This is a genomic window from Pseudomonas sp. B33.4 (genome assembly GCF_034555375.1).
Lineage (GTDB): Bacteria > Pseudomonadota > Gammaproteobacteria > Pseudomonadales > Pseudomonadaceae > Aquipseudomonas.
Map to the genome: position 1 here is coordinate 5,918,796 of NZ_CP140706.1, position 24,782 is coordinate 5,943,577.

Sequence of the window (24,782 nt, forward strand, 5' to 3'; positions counted from 1 at the left end):
AGGTATGCAAACGCGCCGGCAGGCCGGCCAGGAACAAGTCAGGCGCGCCAACGCCAGCGGGCCAGGGCCTTGATGACTTTCATCCAGAGTTTGCGAGTGACCACCACGATGGCGTTTCCAGAATGGGATTGAACAGCGTCGGGCAACGTTATCCCAGCGGCCGTACCGAGGCAACCGGGAATTAGCTTGCGCAGATCGTCGATCACCAAGGCCGGCGATTCTTCTGCAATCGGTCGGCCGTGGTTGTAGCCGTAACTCAGGGCCACGCACTTGACCCCCGCCGCTTTCGCCGCCAGCACGTCGCTGCGCGAGTCGCCGACGAACAGCGATTGCGAGGCCGGGATGTTGGCCATTTTCATTACGAAAAACAGCGCGGCCGGGTCAGGCTTCTTCTGCGGCAAGGTATCGCCGCCGATGATCCACTTGAAGTAGCGGCCGATCTTCATCTGATCCAGCAGCGGCGCGACGAAGCGCTCCGGCTTGTTGGTGATCAGCGCCATGGCCACGCCTTGCTTGTGCAGCCACTTGAGGGTGTCGCGCACGCCAGGGTAGACCACGGTCAGCTCATGGCTGGCGCCGTAAGCCTCCATGAACACTTCCAGCGCATGCTCGGCCTCGACGTCATCCACCGCCGCATGATCGATACCACCGGCCAAAGCGCGGCGCACCAGAACTGGCGCGCCGTTGCCGACCCACTCGCGTACCGATTCGACACCGGCAGGCTGGCGACCGAGGGAGAGCAGCATGTTGTCCACCGCTGCTGCCAGGTCCGGAACCGAGTCGATCAGCGTGCCATCCAGATCGAACATCACCAGCCGTGGCAGTTTTCCCGGGAACAGCTGCTCAAACCCGCTCATGGGCGCGCCAGCGCCAGTTCGGAACGCATCTTGTCGATGACTTCCTGATAGTTAGGCGCATTGAAGATTGCCGAGCCGGCAACAAAGGTGTCCGCGCCAGCAGCCGCAATTTCACGGATGTTGTTGACGTTGACGCCGCCGTCGATTTCCAGACGGATGTCACGGCCCGAAGCATCAATGATCGCCCGCGCTTCACGCAGTTTGTCGAGGGTGCCGGGGATGAACTTCTGCCCGCCGAAGCCCGGGTTGACGCTCATCAGCAAGACCATGTCGACCTTGTCGATCACGTACTTGAGCACGTCCAGCGGGGTCGCCGGGTTGAACACCAGACCGGATTTGCAGCCGCCTTCACGGATCAGTTGCAGTGAGCGATCAACGTGCAGTGTGGCTTCCGGGTGGAAGGTGATGTAGGTCGCGCCGGCTTCGATGAAGTCGCCGACGATACGATCCACCGGGCTGACCATCAGGTGCGCGTCGATCGGCGCGGTGACGCCGTACTTGCGCAACGCGGCGCAGACCATCGGGCCGATGGTCAGGTTTGGCACATAGTGGTTGTCCATGACGTCGAAGTGGACGAAGTCGGCGCCAGCGGCGAGAACGTTGTCTACTTCCTCGCCGAGGCGGGCGAAGTCGGCGGAGAGAATCGACGGAGCAATTACGAAGGGCTGCATGACGCACCTTTTCTGAGCTAAATCACGATGGCGCGCATTGTATACCTCAAGTTTCCAAGCGCGCACCGTGACCGCGATGATTGGGTTGTGCCATGACCGATGACCGGCGCTGACTCAGTAAGCCGCGCGGTAGATCTTCTCGATATCGACGGCACTGAGTTTGCGCGGGTTATTACGCATCAGCCGCTCGATGCCCGCCGCTTCCACGGCCATCGCCGGGATCGCCTCTTCCGGGACACCGAAACTGCGCAGGCCGGCAGGAATTTCCACAGCCGCGCATAAGTCGGTCATCGCCTGCACGGCTTTGTCCGCCGCCTCGGTTGCACTTAGATGAGCGGTCTGCACCCCCATGGCTTCGGCGATATCCTGCATGCGTTCGACGCAGGCCATCTTGTTCCAGGTCATGACATACGGCAGCAGCAACGCATTGCTCACACCATGGGCAATATTGAAGCGCCCGCCCAGCGGATACGCCAGCGCATGCACTGCGCCGACCCCGGCATTACCGAACGCCATGCCGGCCATCAGGCTGGCGGTGGCCATGTCTTCGCGCGCTTGCAGGTTGGCGCCGTTGGCATAGGCCTTGGGCAGGGCCTTGGCGATCAATCTGATCGCGCCGAGCGCCAGCGAGTCGGTGATCGGCGAGGCGTTGACCGACAGATAGGATTCGATGGCGTGCACCAGCGCGTCGACGCCACTGGCGGCGGTGACACTGCGCGGGCAGGTCAGGGTCATTTGCGGGCTGACCAGCGCCACGTCCGGTAATAGAAAGTCGCTGACGATGCCTTTCTTCAACTGCGCGACTTTGTCCGAGAGGATCGCTACGTTGGTCACTTCGGAACCGGTGCCGGCGGTGGTCGGGATGGCGATCAGCGGCGGGCCCTTGCGCGGCACTTGGTCGACACCGAACAGATCTTCCAGCGCGCCGTGGTAGCCAGCGTAGGCAGCGACACTTTTGGCGATGTCGATGGCACTGCCGCCACCGAGGCCGATCAAGCCGTCATGCCCGCCCTCGCGGTAGACGCGCATGCAGTCCTCGACGATGGCGATTTCCGGGTCGGGCAGCACGCGATCGAAAATTTCGTACTCGCGCCCGCCCAATTGGCACAGCGCCAACTCGACAGTGCCGGACTTGACCAGCGCGGCGTCGGTGACGATCAGGGGGTTGTCGATGTCCAGGCGCGAGAGTTCGGCGGCCAGTTGCTCGATGGCGGCGGCGCCGGTGATCAGTTTGTGAGCGATTTTGAACTGGGACAGACTCATCGTGCGCAGCCTCTTATAGATGTGGGAGCTGGGCACAAGATTAGCTGGGGATTTGGGGTTGTCTGCTATTCAGGTCATGAATGATCAAAAGCAAAAGCCCCTCACCCTAGCCCTCTCCCGGAGGGAGAGGGGACTGACCCTAGCCCTCTCCCAGAGGGAGAGGGGACTGACCGCGGTGGATGGAAGAGGTACACCGACATGCGATACCGAGTCGAACTCAGGTTTTGAAAAGCACAACGATCTGCTCCCTTCCCCCTCGCCCCCTTGGGGGAGAGGGCTGGGGTGAGGGGGTAAGCTTTTGATCTGGCCCTTAAACCTGAGCAGTCCGCAGTTTTTCGCTGCGTCCGCGCAACCATTCCAGGGTCAGCAGCAGGATCACGGAGAAGGCAATCAGCAAAGTAGCCGCAGCAGCAATCGTCGGACTCAAGTTCTCGCGAATCCCGCTGAACATCTGCCGAGGCAACGTCGCCTGCTCAGGCCCGGCGAGAAACAACGTCACCACCACCTCATCAAACGAAGTCGCAAAGGCAAACAGCGCCCCGGAAATCACCCCCGGCGCAATCAGCGGCAAGGTCACCCGGCGGAACGCCGTCAGTGGCGATGCACCGAGACTCGCCGCCGCCCGCACCAGGTTGTGGTTAAAGCCCTGCAATGTTGCCGACACGGTGATGATCACAAACGGCACACCCAACACCGCATGCACGACGATCAGCGAGAAGAAGCTGTTGCCCAAACCCAACGGCGCGAAGAACAGATAACTCGCCACACCGATGATCACCACCGGCACCACCATCGGCGAAATCACCAGCGCCATCACCAGCGATTTGCCAGGGAAGTCGCCACGGGTCAGGCCAATCGCCGCCAGCGTACCGAAGACCATCGCCAGCACCGTCGCCGCCGGAGCAACGATGATGCTGTTCTTCAGCGCACGCATCCATTCCGCCGAGGCGAAGAAATCCTGATACCAGTGCAGCGAGAAGCCTTGCAGCGGATAGACCAGAAAACTGCCCGAGTTGAACGACAGCGGGATGATCACCAGCACCGGCAGAATCAGGAACAACAGAATCAGGCCGCAGAGAATCCGCAGGCTGTAGAACCACACCCGTTCGATGGGCGACATATAAGGACTCAGCATCTCGAATTCCCCTTAGCTCAGGCGCAGGCGACTGGCGCCCACCAGCCAGCTGTAAATCAGATAAAGCACCACGGTCGCCAGCAGCAATAGCCCGCCGAGTGCGGTGGCCATGCCCCAGTTGATGCTGGTGTTGGTGTAGAAGGCGACGAAGTAGCTGACCATTTGATCGTTCGGGCTGCCGAGCAGCGCCGGGGTGATGTAGTAGCCGATGGCGAGGATGAACACCAACAGGCAACCGGCGCCGACACCGGCGTAGGTCTGCGGGAAGTACACCCGCCAGAAACTGGCGAACGGGTGGCAGCCGAGGGAAATTGCGGCGCGCATATAGGTCGGCGAGATGCCTTTCATCACGCTGTAGATCGGCAGGATCATGAACGGCAGCAGGATGTGCACCATCGAGATGTACACGCCGGTGCGGTTGAACACCAGCTCCAGCGGTTTATCGATGACGCCCATGGCCATCAGACCACTGTTGATCAGCCCGCCCGATTGCAGCAGCACGATCCATGCGGCGACGCGCACCAGAATCGAGGTCCAGAACGGCAGCAGTACCAGAATCATCAGCAGGTTGCTTTGCCGCGATGGCAGGTTCGCCAGCAGGTAGGCCAACGGATAAGCCAGCAGCAGGCAGATCACGGTGATGACCAGGCCCATCCAGAACGTGCGGGCGAAGATGTCGAGGTAGATCGCTTGATCCGGGGTGGCCGGGGCGATTTCGCCGAGGTCGTCGATGCGGTGATCGACGGCCGCCAGCAGGTAATACGGGGTGATGCTGCTGGTGTTGCGTTTGACCGCTTGCCAGTAGGCCGGGTCGCCCCAACGTTCGTCGAGACCTTCCAGGGCTTCTTTATAGGAGGCCGGTTCGCTGGAGAAAGGCAGCGCCCGGGCGGTTTTGGTCAACAGGCTGCGATAGCCGGCCAACTCCATGTTCAAGCGTTTGGACAGATCGCCCAGCGTTTGGTTTTTGCGCGCTTCGGCGAGGTCTTCGCCGGCCGCTTTGTAGACCGGTTCAGCGGGCAGGCCACGGCCGTCCCAACTGGCGATGGCCGCCACGGTGCGCGGCATGCCGCCGACCACTTCGGGGTTGCCGACGCTTTTGTAGAGCAGCGCCACGATCGGCACCAGAAACACCAGCAGCAGAAACAGCACCAGCGGCGCAATCAGCGCTTGAGCCTTCCAGCGGTTGACCCGCTCGGCGCGCTTGAGCTTCTGCTTCAAGGTGGGGCTGTTGCCCTCGTTCAGGGGAACGGCGATGGCCATGACGTACTCCGCAAATCTTTGGATGGGCGGCATCACACATAGCGATACCGCATTACATCAACACACAAAAAACACATCGCACCTGTAGGAGCTGTCGAGTGCAACGAGGCTGCGATCTCTTGATCTTGAAAGGCAAAGTCAAAAGATCGCAGCCTGCGGCAGCTCCTACCGGGCGAAGGATTACTTCGCAGCCCAGGAGTTGAAGCGCTGCTCCAGTTGCTCGCCGTTGTCAGCCCAGAAGCTGACGTCAATCTGCACCTGGTTGGCGATGTTTTCCGGGGTGGTTGGCATGTCTTTGAGGACATCCTTGGCCAGCAGCGGCACGGCCTGGGTGTTGGCCGGGCCGTAGGCGATGTTTTCCGAGTAGGTCTTCTGCTGCTGCGGCTGTACCGAGAAGGCGATGAACTTCTTCGCCGCTTCCGCACGCTTGGCGTCGAGACCTTTCGGGATCGCCCAGGCGTCGAAGTCGTAGATGCCGCCGTTCCACACCACTTTCAGATTGGATTCTTTCTGCACCGCCGCGATCCGACCGTTGTAGGCCGAGCTCATCACCACGTCACCGGAAGCGAGGTATTGCGGCGGTTGTGCGCCGGCTTCCCACCACTGGATGTTCGGCTTCAGCTCATCAAGTTTCTTGAACGCGCGATCCTGGCCACCCTTGCTCGCCAGTTCTTTGTAGACGTCTTTCGGCGCCACACCATCGGCCATCAAAGCGAATTCGAGGGTGTACTTGGCGCCTTTGCGCAGGCCACGCTTGCCCGGGAATTTCTTGGTGTCCCAGAAATCGGCCCAGCTGGTTGGCGCGGTTTTCAGCTTGTCGGCGTTGTAGGCCAGCACGGTCGACCAAACGAAGAAGCCCACGCCGCACGGCTGAATCGCGCCTTTGACGTAATCTTCGGTTTTGCCGAACAGCGCCGGGTCGAGTTGTTCGAACATGTCTTCGTCGCAACCACGGGACAGCTCTGGCGATTCAACTTCCACCAGATCCCACGACACGCTCTTGGTATCGACCATGGCTTTGACCTTGGCCATCTCGCCGTTGTACTCGCCAGCGACGATCTTGCCGTTGCCCGCCGCTTCCCACGGTGCGTAGAAGGCTTTGACTTGCGCCGCCTTGTTCGCCCCGCCAAACGACACCACGGTCAAATCCGGGCCAGCGGCCATTGCGCTTGCCGCACCCATCAGGCCCAGGGTCAGGGCGGTGAACTTCAGGGATCTCAACATTTATTGTTCTCTCCACGTGCAGGGTTGGTGTTGGTATTGCCGGGGCGATCAGTTCGCCTCTAGAAGAGGATCAAGCGCGCGTACGTGCTCGACCTGCCAGCCAAGCGGAACCACGTCACCGACGGCGAGCGCAGGATCGAGCTCGGCAATCGGTTGTTTCACGAAGAAGTCGGTCTTGCCACAGACTTCCAGGCGCACCCGGACGTGGTCGCCCAGATAGATGAATTCCGCCACCCTCCCTGAGAAGCGGTTAACGCATTGATGGCTCGAACCGTTGAGGCTGACGCGCTCCGGACGGATCGACAAAGTCACCGGTTCGCCGGTCTGGCCGACATTGACCGCCAGCGCCTCGACCTTCTCGCCGCGGCCCAACTCGACCACACAGCGCTCGCCGCTCTGGCTGAGCAGGCGGCCATTGAGGCGGTTGTTTTCACCGATGAAGTTGGCGACGAAGGTGTTTTTTGGTTCTTCGTAAAGGGTTCGCGGCGGGGCGATCTGCTGGATCTCGCCTTGGTGGAAGACGGCGACGCGGTCAGACATGGTCAGCGCTTCACCCTGATCGTGGGTCACGTAGACCACGGTCACGCCGAGGCGCTGGTGCAGGTGTTTGATTTCCATCTGCATGTGTTCACGCAGCTGTTTGTCGAGGGCGCCGAGCGGTTCGTCCATCAGCACCAGTTGCGGTTCGAACACCAGCGCGCGGGCCAGCGCCACACGTTGCTGCTGACCACCAGACAATTGCGCCGGGTAGCGCGAAGCGAACGCGTCGAGCTGGACCATGCTGAGGACTTTCTTCACGCGGTCGCTGACGTCGCTTTTGTTCAGACCGCGCACGGTCAGCGGAAACGCGAGGTTTTCCGCCACGGTCATGTGCGGGAACAGTGCGTAGTTCTGGAATACCATGCCGATGTCACGTTTGTGTGGCGGCACGTTGTTGATCGAACGCCCGGCCAGCAGAATCTCGCCAGCGGTCGGTGTTTCGAAACCGGCGAGCATCATCAGGCTGGTGGTCTTGCCGGAGCCGGATGGCCCGAGCAGGGTGAGGAATTCGCCTTTGCGAATGTCCAGGTTGAGGTCTTTGACGATCAGGTTCTCGCCGTCGTAGCTCTTCTGCACTCCACGAAAGCTGACCAGCACATCACTGGCCCCTGCGTTTGTATCGACCTGGCTCATACCCACACCTTTGTTGTTGATGACTGCTTGTGGATTAAGCCTAGTGGTTGCTGACAGGCGCGCAAATCGGGGCGCAGGAGAGAATCGCCTCAGCCGGATGGAAGGTTGGGGGTAGGGATTGCCCTACAAGGATGGCGCTAATGGATAAAGCAGTGGCGAGGGTTGAGCTGCAAGCTGCAAGAACAAACAAAAGCGCCTGTCGCTAACAGATATGCCCGAAATTTCTGGCGCTATGGAGATCCCCTGTAGGAGTGAGCCTGCTCGCGATAGCGGTGGATCAGCCAACAAAGCAGTGAATGATCCACCGCTATCGCGAGCAGGCTCACTCCTACAATTTCGATCGCGGTGCTCTTTAGAGGAGTTTGTGTTCCATCGCGTATTTGACCAGTTCGGCCAGCGAGGTGATGTTGAGCTTTTGCATCAGCCGCGCCTTGTGGGTGCTGATGGTCTTGCTGCTCAGCGCCAGTTGCTGGGCGATGTCGTTGACATTGGCGCCTTGGGCCAGACGCTCGAACACCGAGAACTCGCGCTCCGACAGCAACGAATGCAGCGGTCGTGCATCGGTCAGACCAACTTCAAAGACCATGCGATCGGCCAGATCGGGATCGATATAACGCCCTCCTGCCGCGACCTTGCGAATGGCAGTGAGCAACAGCGCCGGATCGCTGTCCTTGGTCGCATACCCGGCGGCGCCGACCTTCAGCGCCCGCGCGGCCATCTGCGCTTCGTCGTGCATCGACAACACCAGAATCGCTGGCGGGTTGTTCAGTGCGCGGATGCGTGGAATCGCTTCAAGGCCATTGACGCCGGGCATGGAAATGTCCAGCAGCACCACTTCACACGGCAGGCTGCGCAGGATTTCGAGCAGTTGCTCGCCATTGCTCGCCTCGCCCACCACTTGCAGATCCTTGGCCAGGCCAATCAATTGCTTGATGCCCTCGCGGACGATAGTGTGGTCTTCGGCTACCAGTACACGGATCACTTGCCTCTCCTCGATATTTGCATTGACGCTAAAAGATCGCAGCCTGCGGCAGCTCCTACATTGAACGCATTCCCCTGTAGGAGCTGCCGAAGGCTGCGATCTTTTAGCGATCCAGCGGCACCCACACTTTAAGACTGGTGCCCTCCCCCGGCTCACTCTCCAGCACCAATCGCCCGCCCATGATCAACACCCGTTCGCGCATGCCCACCAAGCCGAACGAAGTCGGCCGACCGGCAGCGGCGACAAATCCTACGCCATCATCACTGACCGTCAGGCACAATTCATCGCCCTCCAGCGCCAGCGTCAGCTCGACAGTATGCGCCTGAGCATGGCGCATCACGTTGGTCAGCGCCTCCTGCAAAATCCGGAACAGACCAATCGCCTTGGCATCACTGAGCACCGGCAGATTGTCCGGCACCTGCACCAGACACGGAATCTGCGTCCGCGCCTCGAAGCGCCGCGCCTGCCACTCGATTGCCGACGCAATCCCGGCATCGAGAATCGGTGGGCGAAGCGCCGTCGCCACATCGCGCACCAGCTGAAACAACTGGGCGATCAGACGCTTCATGCTGTTCAACCGTTCGTTCAGACCGGGATCGAGTTGCGCGTAGGCCAGTTCGCACATCGAGGTTTCCAGCTTCAGCACCGTGAGCATCTGCCCCAATTCATCGTGAACCTCGCGGGCAATGCGCGCTTTTTCTTCCTCACGCACGCTCTCAAGATGAGCCGACAGTTCGCGCAGTTGCTCACGGGATGCCGCCAGCTCAAGCTCGATACGCTTGCTCTCGGTAATGTCCCAGACGATGCCGTCCCACACGTAGGCGCCATCCTCCAGCTGCCGGGTGATTGCCTTGATCTCGGCCCAGCGCTGCTCGCCCTGACGCGTGAGGATTCGGCCCTGCCACGACCAGTCGCTGTCAGTGTCCAGCGCCTGATCTTGAGTGCGGTGATAACTGACCTTGTCGTCCGGATGCACCAGGCTGCGCAAACCCATGTCGCGATGGGCGATAGCAGCTGGCGCATAGCCGACCAGGCTTTCGCTGCCTTCACTGATATAGGCAAAGTCGATCTGCCCGGTCACCGGTGCCCGCTCCAGACGGAACACCAACCCCGGCACATTCGCCGCAATGCCTTGCAGACGTGCCTCGCTTTCCTGCAACGCCGCCAAGGCGCGACGTCGCTCGGTCACATCGGTGAGGTAAACCACCAGGTATTCGCTGTCGCGAAAGCGCAGAAAACTCAGCGATACATCCGCCGGCAAAACACTGCCATCGGCGCGCACGCAACTGGTTTCGAAACTTAATGGCCCTTCTTCACTGGCCCGCGCGCGCTTCCACAGATTGAGCCAGCGATCCATGTGCAGACCCGGCTCGAAGTCGATCAGCGGTCGCTCGATCAACCCGCCTGAGGGATACCCGAGCATGATTTCTGCCGCGCGATTGGCGTAACGCACGTGGCTGTCCCAATTGACCCAGAGAATGCCGACGGTACTTTGATCGATGGAGAATTGGGTCAAGCGCAGGGCTTCTTCGCTGGCCGCGCGCAAGGCAATGTCTTCCCGGGCCGCCAGTAGTCGCTGTTCGAGGCTGTGCTGTTGGCGGCGTTGCCAGAACACGATCGCGACACAACTGAGCAGCATCACCGCGAACAACAGGCTGAGGTTCTGCCAAAAACCCGGTGACTCCGACAGGCGTGGGTATTTCGGTTGCAGCCATTGGTTGTGCAATTGCTCGAGATCTTTGGCCGGGATCGCGCGCAGCGCACTTTGCACAATGTCGGCCAACTCGGGCCAATCGCGGCGTGAGCCGATTCGCAGGAGTTGTGGCAAGCCAATATCGCCAACCACCACCAGGTCCGAGAACTCCGGCTCTATCGACAAGCGTCCGAGTTGCGCTTCATCGACCACGGCGTAGGCGGCCTGTTGACTCAACAGCAACTGCAAGGCCTGACGCTCGAGCGGCACGCCTTGCAGGTTCAGATGCGGATAGTTGCCGCGCAGATAGTCGGCGGTGGTACTGGGCATGCGCACAGCAACACGAACCTGGCTGTCGAGTTTCTCCAGATCGACCACGCCACTGGCCTTCTGATCGCTGACCACCAGTTGCGGCACGCGCATGTACGGATCGGAAAACTGCCACAGGCGCAGCGCACTCGGCGTTTGACTGAGGCCCGGAGCGATATCGATCTCGCCCTCGCGCACCGCGGTTTCCAATTGTGCGAGGTCCTGAAAATTGCGCCAGCTCAGTTCAACACTGAGCGCCTTGGCCAACAACTTCATCAGTTCGACATTGGCCCCGGACAGCCGCTGCAAGCGCCGGTCGTATTGTGCATAGGGCGCTTGCAACACCAGACCGACGCGCAATTCATTGTGCTGCGCCAGCCATTGCTGCTGGCTCGGCGACAACTGCGCGAGATGAGACGGCGGCGCAGGCGCCGCCCAGCCCATCAAGGGAAACCACAAACAGCCGATAACCCACAGGCAGCAAAATCGCTTCATTGAAGTCTCATACACTGACAAATTCTGACCAACCCATTAGGCTGCCGGGATACTTTCTGGCCTGGAATAACCGATGCCCTCTGTCTACCGCCTGGCAATGCCAGCATTGTGCCTGTCGCTGATCCTGCCTTGTGCGTTTTCCGTCGAAGCCGCCGACCCGGCACCTGCCGCCGCTGCGGAAAAAGCTGTCGAAGAAAAACCCGCCGAACGCCAGCCACTGCTTGAGCGTAGTCAGGAAGAGGCGGCCGCACTGCAACGTAAGGTCCCGGCGCAAGAACAGCAACAGCTGCAGGCTGGCGGCGATACCTTCCTCGCGCTGTGGAAACCGGCCAACACCGCCGAACCCAAAGGTGCGGTGATTATTATCCCCGGCGCTGGCGAAACCGCTGACTGGCCGCAAGCCATCGGCCCGTTGCGGCGCAAATTGCCGGATGCAAAGTGGAGCAGTCTGAGCATCACCCTTCCGGACCTGCAAAGCGATGCCATTGCACCTCGCGTGGTTGAAGCGCCGGCCGTGCCGAAAGCCCCCGAGTCCGGCAGCAAGGACTCCACCACCGCGCAGCCGATCGAGCAAGCCGCTGGCGGTGAAGCCGAAGTGGCGGATCAAGTGGTCGCCGAAACCACTGAAGAGCAATCCAAGGCTGACGCCGAACGCATCTTCGCACGCATCGATGCAGCGATTGCCTATGCCGAACAACAGAGTGCGCGCAGCATTGTCGTCCTCGGTCACGGCACCGGCGCCTACTGGGCCGCGCGCTACTTGAGCGAAAAACAAACGGCACAGGTGGAGAAATTCGTCATGATCGATGCGCAGATGCCGACCAAGGCCAAGCCGCCCCTGGCCGAACTGACGCCAACGCTGAAGCTGCCGACGGCGGATATTTTCTACATGGACAAGCCGCTGGATCGCAATGCGGCGCTGGAGCGCATGCAGGCGAGCAAACGTTTGAAGACTTCGGCGTTCAGCCAGGTTGCGCTCAAGGCTTTGCCGGACAACAAGGCTGAACAAGAGCAATTGTTCCGCCGGGTGCGGGGCTGGCTGAATCCACAGAACCCGGACTGACCGGTAAACCGCGTCGCCCCCTTCGCGAGCAGGCTCGCTCCCACATTGGATCTGCGTACACAATCCATTGTGGGAGCGAGCCTGCTCGCGAAGGGGCCAGCGCAGTCGCTACACATCCAACGGTTAGCGAAAATCCCGCCGCTCACGAATCAATGTGTAGGCATTGTGCAGTTCGCGCGTGCGCTCGGTCGCTTCACGCACCTGCACTGGCGTCGCCCCCGTGCCGGCAATCTTGTCCGGGTGATGACGACTGAGCAGGCGCCGATAGGCGCGCTTGATCTGCGCCGGTTCACTGGACGCCGACACGCCCAATAAACGCATCGCCTCCTGATAACTCACCGCTGCACTGACAATCGGCCGCTTGCCCGGTTCGTAATCGCTGGCCAATGCCTGCACCTGATGCGTCGTCCAGCCCAGCCACTTACCCCACTGCGCCAACAACTCACGCTCGCTGACGCCCGCGCGACCATCGGCCCAGACCATCCGCCAGCAGGCGCGCAATACGCCTTCGGCAGCATGCGGTTGCGCACTCAGACGCTTCAGATAACCCCGCAGACTGTCACTGCCGGACTTGCCGCGGTTGAACGCGGCAATCGCCCGACGAGTTGCCGGCTCACCCATTTCCAGCGCACGCATCTCGTTACGCGCCTGCTGGATGTGCCCGTCGGTGACCCGACCGTCGCTCTTGGCCAGACGCCCGAGCAGCACAAACAGCAACTCATCGTTGCGCAGCATCGACCGACCGCCGAGTTTTTCCCGCAAATGCCCCCAGCTCTGCAAGTGCAGACGCCGATCCAGCGCCTGCCCCAACAACGCCCCAAGCATGGCCCCCGGAATGCTGGCGATCGCAAAACCCGCTCCGGCTCCAATCAGAGTCCCTGGCCACAACATGTCAGCGACTCGCTTCTATCAGGGTTTCAGCTTCTGCCAGACGCTCGTGTGTGCCGACATCGACCCAGTGACCTTTCAGCCGTTCGCCGGTGACTTCGCCTTCTGCCATGGCTTTACGCAGCAGCGGTGCGAGCTTGAAAGCGCCGTCCGCACAGCCGTCGAACAGCTGCGGATGGAGTACGGCGATACCGCTGTAAGTCAGGGTCGCAGCGTCGGCTTGGCCATCGATTACCCGACCATCGACCAGGGAAAAGTCGCCAGTCGGGTGATGCGCCGGATTGTCCGCCAGCACCAGATGTGCGAGCCCGTTGATCGGCTGATGCAACACGCTGAAGTCGTAATCGGTCCAGATATCACCGTTCACCACCAGGAACGCATCATCGCCGAGCATCGGCAGCGCACGGAAAATCCCGCCGCCGGTTTCCAGTGGCTCACCTTCCGGCGAGTACTGAATGCTTACGCCAAACTGCGCACCGTCGCCCAGATAATCTTCGATCTGTTGACCGAGCCAGGCGTGATTGATCACGATCTCGTTGAAACCCGCTGCCGCGAGGGCGCGCAGGTGGTACTCGATCAACGGCACACCGCCGGCACGCACCAAGGGTTTCGGCGTGGTCAGGGTCAGCGGGCGCATGCGCTCGCCTTTGCCTGCCGCCAGAATCATTGCCTTCATGCTGTTGCTCCACCCCGCAGGCTGGTGAACAGCGCTTGCAGTTCCGCCAGTTCAGGACGACGCGCGATCACTGCTTCTATATAAGAGAAGAAGCGCGGCACGTCGGCCAGATAGCGCGGTTTGCCATCACGATGACAAATGCGCGCAAAGATGCCGATGACTTTCAGGTGACGCTGTACGCCCATCAGGTCGCTGGCGCGCAGGAAGTCTTCGAAGTCCGGCTGCACCGGGATGTTCAGCGCCGAGGCTTGTTGCCAGTAGCTTTCCAGCCAGTCGCGTACACGCGCTTCAGGCCAACTGAGGAAGGCGTCCTTGAACAGGCACGTCACGTCGTAGGTCACCGGGCCGTAGACCGCATCCTGGAAATCCAGCACGCCGGGGTTCGGTTCGCTGAGCATCAGGTTGCGCGGCATGTAGTCGCGGTGCACGAGGACTTTGGGTTGGGCCAGGGCGCTGTCGATCAACAGATCGCTGACATGCTGCCACTGCTGTTGCTGAGTCGAATCGAATTCGACGCCGAGTTCACGCTTCACATACCACTCAGGGAATAATTCCAGCTCACGACGAAGCAGTGCAACGTCATAACTCGGCAGCGGCGCCACCATCGGCAATTGCTGAAAAGCCAGCAGTGCCTGCAGGGCATCGTCGAACAATTGATCGGCGTTCTCGCCATCGATCACGTCGAGATAGGTCTTGTTACCCAGGTCATTGAGCAAAAGAAATCCGCGATCGAGGTCTTCGGCAAAAATTTTCGGCACATTTATTCCGGATTTCGCCAGCAAAAAGGCGATATCCACGAACGGTTTGCAGTTTTCCTGGGGTGGCGGCGCGTCCATCACAACGAAGCTGCGACCCTCGCCCTCCCAGCGGAAGTAACGGCGGAAACTCGCGTCACTGCTGGCCGCGGTCAACGTGGCCGGGGGCACGGTGCCCCAGCCCTGATCTGCAAACAGGATTGCCAACTGCTCATCGAGCCAAACTTTCAGGTGTTGCAAGCGTACATCTTGATCAGGCATTGCAAGGGTCTCCGACGGCGCTAGCCGTCAAGCGGGTCATGCTTTATTATCCAGCATCTTTTTCAGACCATCGAGAGGCGTGCGGCCCACACCGCGGGCAGATGGCACGCAGGAAGCCCGGACTAATAAGATGGCATTGAAATCCCCCGCGTTTCGTAAAAAATTTCCGTTGTTGGTAACCGGCAGTCTGCTGGCTATGCAACCTCTGGCCAGTCAATTCGTTGTAGCCGCCGAGCAGTATGACTGCTCCGTCTCGGCTTCGGGTGGTTGGGCCTGTGCGCCCAAATCAACCGCTGCTGCGTTGCCGCCGCGTCCGGTGCATGACGGCAGTGCCGTCAGCGCTACCGGCGAAGCTGCGACCGAGAACGGTTCGGTTGCCGACGCAGCGCCTAAAACGGCGCTGGTCACCGAAGCCAAGGGCCGCGGTCTGAAATCCCGTAGCGAAGACTTCAGTCACCTCGACTGGGTTCCGCGCGAGAAGCTCACCGCCGCTCAACTGGCCGAGACCGGGCCTTACTGCTCTGGTGCCTATATCGAACCGATTCGTCCTGGCATGAATGACAAGACGAACAAAAGCGATGCTCCGACCTTTATCGGCGCAAAAGCCTCGCGCTATAACACCGATGATCAAGTCGGTACGCTGGCCGGTGATGTTGTCCTGCGTCAGGGCAGTATGCAGGTCGAATCCGACGAGGCCAGCCTGTATCAGGCCGAGAGCCGCGCCGAACTCAACGGCGATGTACGTATCCGCGACAACGGCGCGCTGATCGTTGGCGATCACGCCGACGTCCAGCTCGACACCGGTGAAGCCAAGGTCGACAACGCCGAATACGTGATGCACAAATCGCGTATCCGCGGTAACGCGCTGTACGCCAAGCGTGCCGAGAACGCGATCATCCGTTTGAAGGACGGCACGTACACCACGTGCGAACCGAACAGCAATGCCTGGCAGCTCAAGGGCAACAACATCACCTTGAACCCGGCCACCGGTTTCGGTACCGCGACCAACGTGACGTTGCGCGTAAAAGACATTCCGATTCTGTACACGCCGTACATCTACTTCCCGATCGACGACCGTCGTCAGTCGGGCTTCCTGCCGCCGACCATTGGCAGCGGCACCGATACTGGCTTCATGCTGGTTACACCGTACTACTTCAACCTGGCGCCGAACTACGATGCCACGTTGTACCCGCGCTACATGAGCAAGCGCGGCATGTTGGTGGAAGGTGAGTTCCGTTACCTGACCAAGTCGAGTGAAGGTCAGTTTGGCGCGGCGTATCTGAACGATGACGATACCGAGCGCAGCAAGCAGACCGACTACGAAAAAACCCGCTACATGTACAACTGGCAGCACAAGGGCGGTCTCGACTCCCGTGTGTTTACGCAGGTTGACTACACGAAGATCAGCGACCCGTACTACTTCCAGGATCTGCAGACCGATCAGATTGGTGTGAAGTCCAGCGACTTCGTCAATCAGCAGGGACTGGTGTCCTACCGTGGTGATTCGTATACCGCCACGCTGAACGCTCAGCAGTATCAACTCGCAACCGTTTCGAACATCACGCCGTACGGCCGTTTGCCGCAGATCACCTTCAATGGTCAGCTGCCGTATCACCCGGAAGGCCTGAACTTCGATTACGAGACGGAGCTTGTTCGGTTTGATCGTGACTTGAAGACCGGTAATTTCCTGGACGAGAACGGTGGTCCAGTCAACGCTGATGGAACCATCGGTACACCAAGATTGGATACCAATGTTGCTGGCCTGGCTCGCGCCAACGGTGATCGACTGAATCTGAAACCAGGCGTCAGCCTACCGATGAACTGGACCTATGGCTTCCTCAAGCCATCGCTCAAGTACCAATACACTCAGTATCAATTGGACTTGGACAGCAAAGGCAAATCCGACATCAATGCCCTGTCGCCGGAAAACCAGAAACTTTACGGAACATTCAGCAGTAACCAGAACCGCGGCGTACCAATTGCCAGCATCGACAGCGGCCTGTACTTCGATCGCAATACGTCCTTCTTTGGCAAGAACTACCGCCAGACACTGGAACCGCGACTGTTCTACCTCTATGTACCTGAGGAGAATCAGGAAGATATTCCAGTATTCGACACCAGCGAATACACCTTCAACTACTCGTCGCTGTTCCGTGACAACCGTTTCTCCGGCTCCGACCGTGTCGGCGACGAGAACAAGCTGTCGCTGGGCGTGACCAGCCGCTGGATCGAAGACGACGGCTTCGAGCGTCAACGCATCAGTGTCGGCCAGGCTCTGTACTTCAAGGATCGCGAAGTTCAACTGCCAGGTATCGATGCCAAAACCCGTGACGACGCGAAATCCAACGTTTCGCCATACGCACTGGAATACGAATACCGCTGGAACCGCGATTGGCGCACCACGGCCGACTACAACTGGGATCCGGACAGCCGCAGCCCGCGTTCCGGCAGTGCGATGTTCCACTACCAGCCTGAAGACAACCCGAACAAGGTTATCAACGCCGGTTATCGCTATCGCAATGACCAGATTCGCTACGACCAGAACACCGGTAAATGGGCAGTGGGCGGTGGTGACTACGGCACTCCTGGCCAACCTGGCTACGTGAAGGATTACTACAAGATCCAGCAGCATGACTTCTCGGTCATCTGGCCGATCGTTCCACAGTGGAACGCGATCAGCCGCTGGCAGTACGACTACAACCGCAACCGTACGCTGGAAGCCTTCGGTGGTTTCGAGTACGACAACTGCTGCTGGAAACTGCGCCTGATCAACCGTTACTGGGTTTCCTATGACGAGTTCAGCCAGGAAGCTCCGCAAAACGAAAAAGGCGACCATGGCGTCTTCCTCCAAATTGTTCTGAAGGGACTCGGCGGCCTCACCGGCGCCAAGGTAGAGAGCTTCCTCGACAAAGGCATTCAAGGTTATCGTGAACGTGAAGACCAAGCTTTCTGATTGTCTGCGCCCGCTGATGCTGGGCGCGCTGTTCCTGGGTACGGCGGCTAACGCCGCCGTACAGTCCATCGATAAAGTGGTAGCGATCGTCGACAACGACGTGGTCATGCAGAGCCAACTGGACCAGCGCGTCCATGAAGTGCAGCAGACCATCGCCAAGCGTGGCGGTGGCCTGCCACCGCCTGGCGTACTGGATCAACAGGTGCTGGAGCGTCTGATCGTCGAAAACCTGCAACTGCAGATTGGCGAACGTTCCGGCATCCGTATCACCGATGAAGAACTGAACCAGGCCGTCGGCACCATTGCTCAGCGTAACAACATGACGGTTGACCAATTCCGCGCAGCCCTGGCTCACGACGGTCTGAACTATGACGACGCCCGTGACCAGATCAAGCGCGAGATGATCATCAGCCGTGTACGTCAGCGTCGTGTTGCAGAACGCATTCAGGTCTCCGAACAGGAAGTGAAAAACTTCCTCGCCTCCGACCTGGGCAAGATGCAACTGTCCGAAGAACTGCACCTGGCCAACATCCTGATCCCGACGCCGGAAAGCGCCAACTCTGACGCGATTCAGAGTGCTGCCCGTCAGGCCATGGAGGTTTACCAGCAGCTCAAGCAAGGCGCCGACTTCGGTCAGATGGCCGTGGCCAAGTCCGGCAGCGACAATGCTCTGGAAGGCGGCGACATGGGCTGGCGTAAAGCCGCACAATTGCCACCGCCGTTCGACCGCGAGCTGAGCAGCATGGCCGTTGGCGACATCACTCAGCCTGCGCGCACTCCGGGTGGCTTCATCATCCTCAAGCTGCTGGCCAAGCGTGGCGGCGAAGCGCAGATGCGCGACGAAGTGCATGTACGCCACATTCTGGTCAAGCCAAGTCCGATCCGCGACGAAGCCAAAACCAAAGCCTTGGTGCAATCGCTGTATGACCGCATCCTGGCCGGTGAAGATTTCGCCGAACTGGCGAAAAACTACTCCGAAGACCCGGGTTCAGCCCTTAACGGCGGCGACCTCAACTGGATCGACCCGAACGCACTGGTGCCGGAATTCCGCGAAGTGATGGCCAAGACCCCACAAGGTCAGCTGTCCAAGCCATTCCAGACCCAATACGGCTGGCACGTTCTCGAAGTCCTTGGCCGTCGCGCCACCGACAGCACCGAACAGGCCCGCGAGCAGCAAGCCATGACCGTACTGCGTAACCGCAAATACGATGAAGAGCTGCAAACCTGGCTGCGTCAGATTCGTGACGAAGCGTACGTAGAGATCAAACTCCCTGGTGCAGACCAGGCAGCGCAGTGAAACCCAAGCGTTTCGCGCTGACACCCGGCGAACCAGCCGGCATCGGTCCCGACCTGTGCCTGCTGCTCGCTTCGCAAGCCCAGCCACATCCCCTGATTGCCATCACCAGCCGCGACCTGCTCAAAGAGCGGGCCGCGCAGCTGGGGCTGGCTGTCAATCTGCTGGAGGTCGGCCCGAATCACTGGCCGGACGCCCCGGCGCCCGCAAACAGCCTGTATGTCTGGGATACGCCACTGAGCGCCCCCGTAGTTGCCGGGCAACTGGACAAGGCTAATGCCGCTTTCGTCCTCGAAACCCTGACCCGCGCCGGTAACGGCTGCCTCAACGGCGATTTTGCCGGGATGATCACCGCGCCCGTTCACAAAGGCGTGATCAACGAGTCGGGTATCGCGTTCTCCGGACACACCGAATTCCTTGCCGACCTGACTCACACCGCCCAAGTGGTGATGATGCTCGCCACTCGTGGTTTACGCGTGGCGCTGGTCACCACTCACCTGCCCCTTCGCGAGATTGCCGACGCAATCACACCGGAGCGGCTGGAGCGAGTGACGCGGATTCTGCACAGCGACCTGCAAAACAAATTCGGCATCGCCCAGCCACGCATCCTGGTCTGCGGACTCAATCCGCATGCCGGTGAAGGCGGCCATCTGGGCCATGAAGAAATCGACATCATTGAACCAACATTAGAGCGCCTGCGCGGCGAGGGCATGGACCTTCGTGGCCCGCTGCCTGCCGACACTCTGTTTACCCCCAAATATCTGGAGCACTGCGACGCAGTGCTGGCGATGTACCACGACCAGGGTTTGCCTGTGCTCAAGTACAAAGGCTTCGGCGCTGCCGTCAACGTGACCCTGGGCTTGCCGATCATCCGCACGTCGGTTGACCATGGCACAGCTCTGGATCTGGCCGGCAGCGGCAAGATCGATACCGGCAGCCTGCAAGTCGCCCTGGAAACCGCCTACCAGATGGCCGAGACCCGTTTATGACCGAGCAATACCAACACAAGGCGCGCAAACGCTTTGGCCAGAACTTCCTGCACGATGCCGGCGTCATCGACCGCATCCTGCGCTCCATCAGCGCCAAGTCTGAAGACCGCCTGCTGGAAATCGGCCCGGGCCAGGGCGCATTGACCGCCGGCCTGCTCAACTCCGGCGCGCAACTCGATGTCGTGGAACTGGACAAGGATCTGATCCCGATCCTCAACCAGCAGTTTGCCGGCAAGAACAACTTCAACCTGCATCAGGGCGATGCACTGAAGTTCGACTTCAACACGCTCAACGCCGCACCGAACAGCCTGCGTGTGGTCGGCAACCTGCCGTACAACATCTCGACACCGCTGATTTTTCACCTGCTGAACAACGCCGGCATCATTCGCGACATGCACTTCATGCTGCAGAAAGAAGTGGTCGAGCGTCTGGCTGCAGGCCCTGGCGGCGGTGACTGGGGTCGCCTGTCGATCATGGTTCAGTACCACTGCCGCGTGGAACATCTGTTCAACGTCGGCCCGGGCGCGTTCAATCCGCCGCCGAAAGTCGACTCGGCCATCGTTCGCCTGGTACCTCACGCCGTGCTGCCGCACCCGGCCAAGGATCACAAGTTGCTCGAGCGCGTCGTCCGCGAAGCCTTCAACCAACGCCGCAAGACCCTGCGCAACACTCTCAAGCAATTGCTCAGCAATGCCGAGATCGAAGCCGCCGGCGTCGATGGCAGCCTGCGTCCGGAGCAACTGGATCTGGCCGCGTTCGTACGCCTCGCCGACCAGCTCGCCATCCAGGTCCCGGCCTCCCCCGCCGCCGACTGACAAACGATGAACGCTATCGGGCAGGACGCCACTCTGGTTTACTGCCCGATACTTGCCTAGACTGATTCCCCATCAGCTACGCCCCGCGTTCCGCTTCGTTTAAGGCCCCTTGCATGTCCGATTCCCGTTACCAGGTCGATGTCAGCGTCGTTACCCGCTATCTGGCAGACCAATCGCAACCCGAGCACGACCGCTTCGCCTTCGCCTACACCATCACCGTGCAGAACAATGGCGCCATCCCGGCCAAGCTCCTTTCGCGGCACTGGGTGATCACCGACGGTGATGGCCATGTCGAGGAAGTACGCGGCGCCGGCGTCGTGGGTCAGCAACCGTTGATCGATGCCGGGCAAAGCCACACCTACAGTAGCGGCACGGTGATGACCACCAAGGTCGGCACCATGCAGGGCACTTATGAAATGGTCGCCGACGACGGCAAACATTTCGATGCGATTATCAAACCTTTCCGTCTGGCGGTGCCCGGAGCCTTGCACTGATGGCGACGTATGCCGTCGGCGACCTGCAAGGCTGCCTCGAGCCGCTCAAATGCCTGCTCAGGCAAGTCGCGTTCGATCCGAAACTCGACCGGCTATGGCTGGTCGGTGATCTGGTCAACCGTGGCCCGCAGTCGCTGGAAACCCTGCGCTTTCTATATGGCATGCGTGAATCGCTGGTCTGCGTGCTCGGTAACCACGACCTGCATCTGCTGGCTGCGGCTAAAAATATCGAGCGTTTGAAGAAGTCCGACACGCTGCGCGAGATTCTCGAAGCGCCGGACTGCGCCGAATTGCTTGAATGGGTGCGCCAGCAAAAGCTCATGCACTACGACGAGCAGCGTGACGTCGCCATGGTCCATGCCGGCATTCCACCGCAATGGTCACTGCGTCGCGCCTTGAAATGCGCTGACGAAGTCGAAACCGCCCTGCGTGACGACAACCTTTTTCCGGCCTACCTCGACGGCATGTACGGTAACGAGCCGGCGAAATGGGACAACGACCTCAAGGGCGTGGCCCGTCTGCGTGTCATCACCAACTATTTCACCCGTATGCGTTTCTGCACCGCCGACGGCAAGCTCGACCTCAAGAGCAAGGAAGGCCTCGACACCGCGCCACCGGGTTACAAACCGTGGTTCCAGCATAAGGATCGCAAGACCAAAGGCCTGCGCATCATCTTCGGCCATTGGGCGGCACTCGAAGGCAATATCCATGAGCCAGGTATCTCGGCGCTGGACACCGGTTGTGTCTGGGGCGGCAGCCTGACCCTGATGAACGTCGACAGCGGCGAACGCCTGTCGTGCAAATGCGATGAGCATGGCGGCCTTGCCCCGACCGTCGCACCACTTATCCCCGAAACTTCGCCAGTCAGCGCACCGCGTTAGACTGCGCTTTCAGCCGAGCAACAGGAACCCGCCATGAGCGAATTCAAACGAATCCCCCCGGAACAGGCCCAGGCCCTGCGTGAGCAAGGTGCCGTTGTCGTCGACGTCCGTGATCCTGCGACTTTTGCCGCCCTGCATATCAGCGGCTCGAAGCATCTGGACAACCATTCCCTGCACGCCTTCATTCAAGGCGCTGACCTTGATGCGCCGACCGTGGTCGTCTGCTACCACGGTAATTCCAGCCAGGGTGCTGCGGCCTATCTGATCAGCCAAGGCTTCTCCGACGTCTACAGCATGGACGGCGGCTTTGAGTTATGGCGTACGACTTATCCTGCAGAAACCGCGCAAGGCACCGCCGAATAATTTTTTTGTCACGCGCAGGCCCCGGCTGCCGTGGGCCTGCGCGGGCAGACGAACGGTCTTGCCACAACTAATTACGTATCTCGCCTTTACCTCCCGAATTCCCAACTATCCTTAAGCCCAGGCCATCCAAAACAGGGGAGAGCCGGTACACCGGCGCACGGGTCATCGGGAGTGACTTTCACGATTGTCGATCGTGGAAGTGTTCTGGGGGGTAAACAATCGGCTGCTACTGCGGCTGCTTGCCAGCATCGACTGAGTGATCCGGCGTCGGCTCCACGTATCGAGCGAGGTGACGTCATGAGTATCTTTAGCCACTTCCAACAACGCTTCGAGTCCACACGCCAGGAAGAACTCTCGCTGCAAGAGTACCTGGAGCTGTGCAAGAAAGACCGTAGCGCCTACGTTTCCGCCGCCGAGCGTCTATTGCTGGCCATCGGTGAGCCGGAACTGCTCGACACCTCGACCAACTCGAGGCTGTCACGCATCTTCTCCAACAAGGTGATCCGTCGCTATCCGGCCTTTGAAGACTTCCACGGGATGGAAGAATGCATCGACCAGATCGTCTCGTATTTCCGCCACGCCGCCCAAGGCCTGGAGGAGAAGAAGCAAATCCTTTATCTGCTCGGCCCCGTCGGCGGCGGTAAATCGTCCCTGGCCGAGAAGCTGAAACAGCTGATCGAGAAAGTGCCCTTCTACGCGATCAAGGGTTCGCCGGTATTCGAATCGCCGCTGGGTCTGTTCAACGCCACCGAAGATGGCGCGATCCTCGAAGAAGACTTCGGTATCCCACGGCGATATCTGAACACCATCATGTCGCCATGGGCGACCAAGCGCCTGGCCGAATTTGGCGGCGACATCAGCCAGTTCCGCGTGGTCAAACTGTATCCGTCGATCCTCAATCAGATCGCCGTGGCCAAGACCGAACCGGGTGACGAGAACAACCAGGACATTTCCGCACTGGTCGGTAAGGTCGACATCCGCAAACTCGAGGAATACCCACAGAACGACGCCGACGCCTACAGCTACTCCGGTGCGCTGTGCCGGGCCAACCAGGGCCTGATGGAATTCGTCGAAATGTTCAAGGCACCGATCAAGGTGCTGCACCCGTTGCTGACCGCCACACAGGAAGGCAACTACAACAGTACCGAAGGTCTTGGCGCGATTCCGTTTACCGGTATCCTGCTCGCCCACTCCAACGAATCAGAATGGCACACCTTCCGCAACAACAAGAACAACGAAGCGTTCATCGACCGGATCTACATCGTCAAAGTGCCGTACTGCCTGCGCGTCAGCGACGAAGTGAAGATCTACGACAAGTTGCTGTTCAACAGTTCTCTGGCCAAAGCCCATTGCGCGCCTGACACCCTGAAGATGCTCGCGCAGTTCACCGTGCTGTCGCGCCTCAAGGAGCCGGAAAACTCCAACATTTATTCGAAGATGCGCGTCTACGACGGCGAAAACCTCAAGGACACCGATCCGAAAGCCAAGTCGATTCAGGAATATCGCGACTCGGCAGGCGTCGACGAGGGCATGAACGGTCTGTCGACCCGCTTCGCGTTCAAGATCCTGTCCAAGGTCTTCAACTTCGATCCGCACGAAATCGCCGCCAACCCGGTACACCTGCTCTATGTGCTGGAACAGCAGATCGAACAGGAACAGTTCCAGGCTGAAACCCGCGAACGCTACCTGCGCTACCTCAAGGAATACCTGGCACCACGTTATATCGAATTCATCGGCAAGGAGATCCAGACCGCTTACCTCGAGTCTTACAGCGAGTACGGCCAGAACATCTTCGACCGCTACGTGCTGTACGCGGATTTCTGGATTCAGGACCAGGAGTACCGCGATCCGGAAACTGGCGAGATTCTCAACCGCGTCGCACTGAACGAAGAACTGGAGAAAATCGAGAAGCCAGCCGGCATCAGTAATCCGAAGGATTTCCGCAACGAGATCGTCAACTTCGTGTTGCGCGCCCGCGCCAACAACAACGGCAAGAACCCGACCTGGCTCAGCTACGAAAAACTGCGGGTGGTCATCGAGAAGAAAATGTTCTCCAACACCGAAGATCTGCTGCCAGTCATCAGCTTCAACGCCAAGGCCAGCAAGGAGGATCAGCAAAAGCACAACGACTTCGTCACTCGAATGGTCGAACGCGGCTACACCGACAAACAGGTACGGCTTCTTTCCGAATGGTACCTGCGGGTACGGAAGTCGCAGTGAAGCAGCTGCAAGCTTCTAGCTACGAGCTGCAAGAACAAAGCGCGTAACCCACTGATGCCCGGGAACCT

The 24,782-nt window shown here is 59.9% G+C and carries 21 protein-coding genes; 9 read left to right on the forward strand and 12 right to left on the reverse strand.

All coding sequences use genetic code 11. From position 1 onward, the window contains the following. Positions 1-38: 38 nt before the first annotated feature. The 9 genes from U6037_RS26275 to U6037_RS26315 form a co-directional block, all read right to left on the reverse strand. Positions 39-857 (reverse strand): phosphoglycolate phosphatase, encoded by an 819-nt coding sequence (locus U6037_RS26275; protein WP_322845002.1) that lies wholly within the window; start codon positions 855-857, stop codon positions 39-41. After that, the gene (gene rpe, locus U6037_RS26280; RefSeq protein ID WP_007918813.1) at positions 854-1,528 is read right to left on the reverse strand and encodes a ribulose-phosphate 3-epimerase; all 675 of its coding nucleotides are present in this window, start codon (positions 1,526-1,528) and stop codon (positions 854-856) included. Before rpe ends, U6037_RS26275 begins: the two co-directional genes overlap by 4 nt. A gap of 114 nt (positions 1,529-1,642) precedes the next feature. After that, positions 1,643-2,791 (reverse strand): iron-containing alcohol dehydrogenase, encoded by a 1,149-nt coding sequence (locus U6037_RS26285; protein ID WP_322845003.1) that lies wholly within the window; start codon positions 2,789-2,791, stop codon positions 1,643-1,645. A 310-nt stretch (positions 2,792-3,101) separates the two neighbouring features. Further along, positions 3,102-3,926: an ABC transporter permease gene (locus U6037_RS26290; RefSeq protein WP_194935297.1), complete on the reverse strand. Its 825-nt coding sequence runs from the start codon at positions 3,924-3,926 to the stop codon at positions 3,102-3,104. Positions 3,927-3,938: 12 nt separating this feature from the next. Next, positions 3,939-5,186, reverse strand: coding sequence for an ABC transporter permease (locus U6037_RS26295; protein WP_322845004.1), 1,248 nt, complete (start codon positions 5,184-5,186; stop codon positions 3,939-3,941). 180 nt (positions 5,187-5,366) lie between these two features. Continuing rightward, on the reverse strand, positions 5,367-6,410 hold the full coding sequence (locus U6037_RS26300; RefSeq protein WP_322845005.1) for an ABC transporter substrate-binding protein: 1,044 nt from the start codon (positions 6,408-6,410) through the stop codon (positions 5,367-5,369). A gap of 48 nt (positions 6,411-6,458) precedes the next feature. Next, entirely contained in the window at positions 6,459-7,583 is a 1,125-nt protein-coding gene (locus tag U6037_RS26305) for an ABC transporter ATP-binding protein (protein WP_322845006.1), read from the reverse strand. Between the two features lie 352 nt (positions 7,584-7,935). Beyond that, a complete protein-coding gene (locus U6037_RS26310; protein WP_064119301.1) occupies positions 7,936-8,565 on the reverse strand; it encodes a response regulator transcription factor in 630 nt (209 codons plus the stop codon). 103 nt (positions 8,566-8,668) lie between these two features. After that, positions 8,669-11,062, reverse strand: coding sequence for a PAS domain S-box protein (locus U6037_RS26315; protein WP_322845007.1), 2,394 nt, complete (start codon positions 11,060-11,062; stop codon positions 8,669-8,671). 73 nt (positions 11,063-11,135) lie between these two features. Here U6037_RS26315 and U6037_RS26320 point away from each other — a divergent pair, with 73 nt between their 5' ends. After that, on the forward strand, positions 11,136-12,125 hold the full coding sequence (locus tag U6037_RS26320; RefSeq protein WP_322845008.1) for an alpha/beta hydrolase family protein: 990 nt from the start codon (positions 11,136-11,138) through the stop codon (positions 12,123-12,125). Positions 12,126-12,248: 123 nt separating this feature from the next. Here the strand turns inward: U6037_RS26320 and U6037_RS26325 are convergent, their stop codons facing one another. Genes U6037_RS26325 through U6037_RS26335 form a run of 3 tightly spaced genes read right to left on the reverse strand, consistent with a single transcriptional unit; the run spans position 12,249 to position 14,705 of the window. Further along, positions 12,249-13,016 carry a TerB family tellurite resistance protein gene (locus U6037_RS26325; RefSeq protein WP_322845009.1) on the reverse strand — a complete coding sequence of 256 codons (768 nt, stop codon included), beginning with the start codon at positions 13,014-13,016 and terminating at the stop codon, positions 12,249-12,251. Position 13,017: 1 nt separating this feature from the next. Beyond that, complete coding sequence (murU, locus tag U6037_RS26330) at positions 13,018-13,689, reverse strand: N-acetylmuramate alpha-1-phosphate uridylyltransferase MurU (protein WP_322845010.1); 672 nt, start codon at positions 13,687-13,689, stop codon at positions 13,018-13,020. Next, a complete protein-coding gene (locus U6037_RS26335; RefSeq protein ID WP_322845011.1) occupies positions 13,686-14,705 on the reverse strand; it encodes an aminoglycoside phosphotransferase family protein in 1,020 nt (339 codons plus the stop codon). Before U6037_RS26335 ends, murU begins: the two co-directional genes overlap by 4 nt. A gap of 130 nt (positions 14,706-14,835) precedes the next feature. Between U6037_RS26335 and U6037_RS26340 the strand changes: the two genes are divergently transcribed. From U6037_RS26340 to U6037_RS26375, 8 genes are all read left to right on the forward strand, one after another. Then, positions 14,836-17,658: an LPS-assembly protein LptD gene (locus U6037_RS26340; RefSeq protein WP_322845012.1), complete on the forward strand. Its 2,823-nt coding sequence runs from the start codon at positions 14,836-14,838 to the stop codon at positions 17,656-17,658. Beyond that, complete coding sequence (gene surA / locus U6037_RS26345) at positions 17,633-18,955, forward strand: peptidylprolyl isomerase SurA (protein WP_322845013.1); 1,323 nt, start codon at positions 17,633-17,635, stop codon at positions 18,953-18,955. The genes U6037_RS26340 and surA overlap by 26 nt, the downstream gene beginning before the upstream one ends. Then, entirely contained in the window at positions 18,952-19,941 is a 990-nt protein-coding gene (gene pdxA, locus U6037_RS26350) for a 4-hydroxythreonine-4-phosphate dehydrogenase PdxA (RefSeq protein WP_322845014.1), read from the forward strand. The genes surA and pdxA overlap by 4 nt, the downstream gene beginning before the upstream one ends. Next, on the forward strand, positions 19,938-20,756 hold the full coding sequence (gene rsmA, locus U6037_RS26355; protein ID WP_016983135.1) for a 16S rRNA (adenine(1518)-N(6)/adenine(1519)-N(6))-dimethyltransferase RsmA: 819 nt from the start codon (positions 19,938-19,940) through the stop codon (positions 20,754-20,756). Before pdxA ends, rsmA begins: the two co-directional genes overlap by 4 nt. Positions 20,757-20,869: 113 nt before the next feature. Beyond that, complete coding sequence (gene apaG / locus U6037_RS26360; protein WP_322845015.1) at positions 20,870-21,250, forward strand: Co2+/Mg2+ efflux protein ApaG; 381 nt, start codon at positions 20,870-20,872, stop codon at positions 21,248-21,250. Then, positions 21,250-22,131 (forward strand): symmetrical bis(5'-nucleosyl)-tetraphosphatase, encoded by an 882-nt coding sequence (locus U6037_RS26365; protein WP_322845016.1) that lies wholly within the window; start codon positions 21,250-21,252, stop codon positions 22,129-22,131. Before apaG ends, U6037_RS26365 begins: the two co-directional genes overlap by 1 nt. A 33-nt stretch (positions 22,132-22,164) precedes the next feature. Further along, the gene (gene glpE, locus U6037_RS26370) at positions 22,165-22,494 is read left to right on the forward strand and encodes a thiosulfate sulfurtransferase GlpE (RefSeq protein WP_016983139.1); all 330 of its coding nucleotides are present in this window, start codon (positions 22,165-22,167) and stop codon (positions 22,492-22,494) included. A 297-nt stretch (positions 22,495-22,791) separates the two neighbouring features. Continuing rightward, positions 22,792-24,714, forward strand: a complete 1,923-nt coding sequence (locus tag U6037_RS26375) for a PrkA family serine protein kinase (protein WP_007910115.1) — start codon at positions 22,792-22,794, stop codon at positions 24,712-24,714. Positions 24,715-24,782 lie beyond the last annotated feature (68 nt).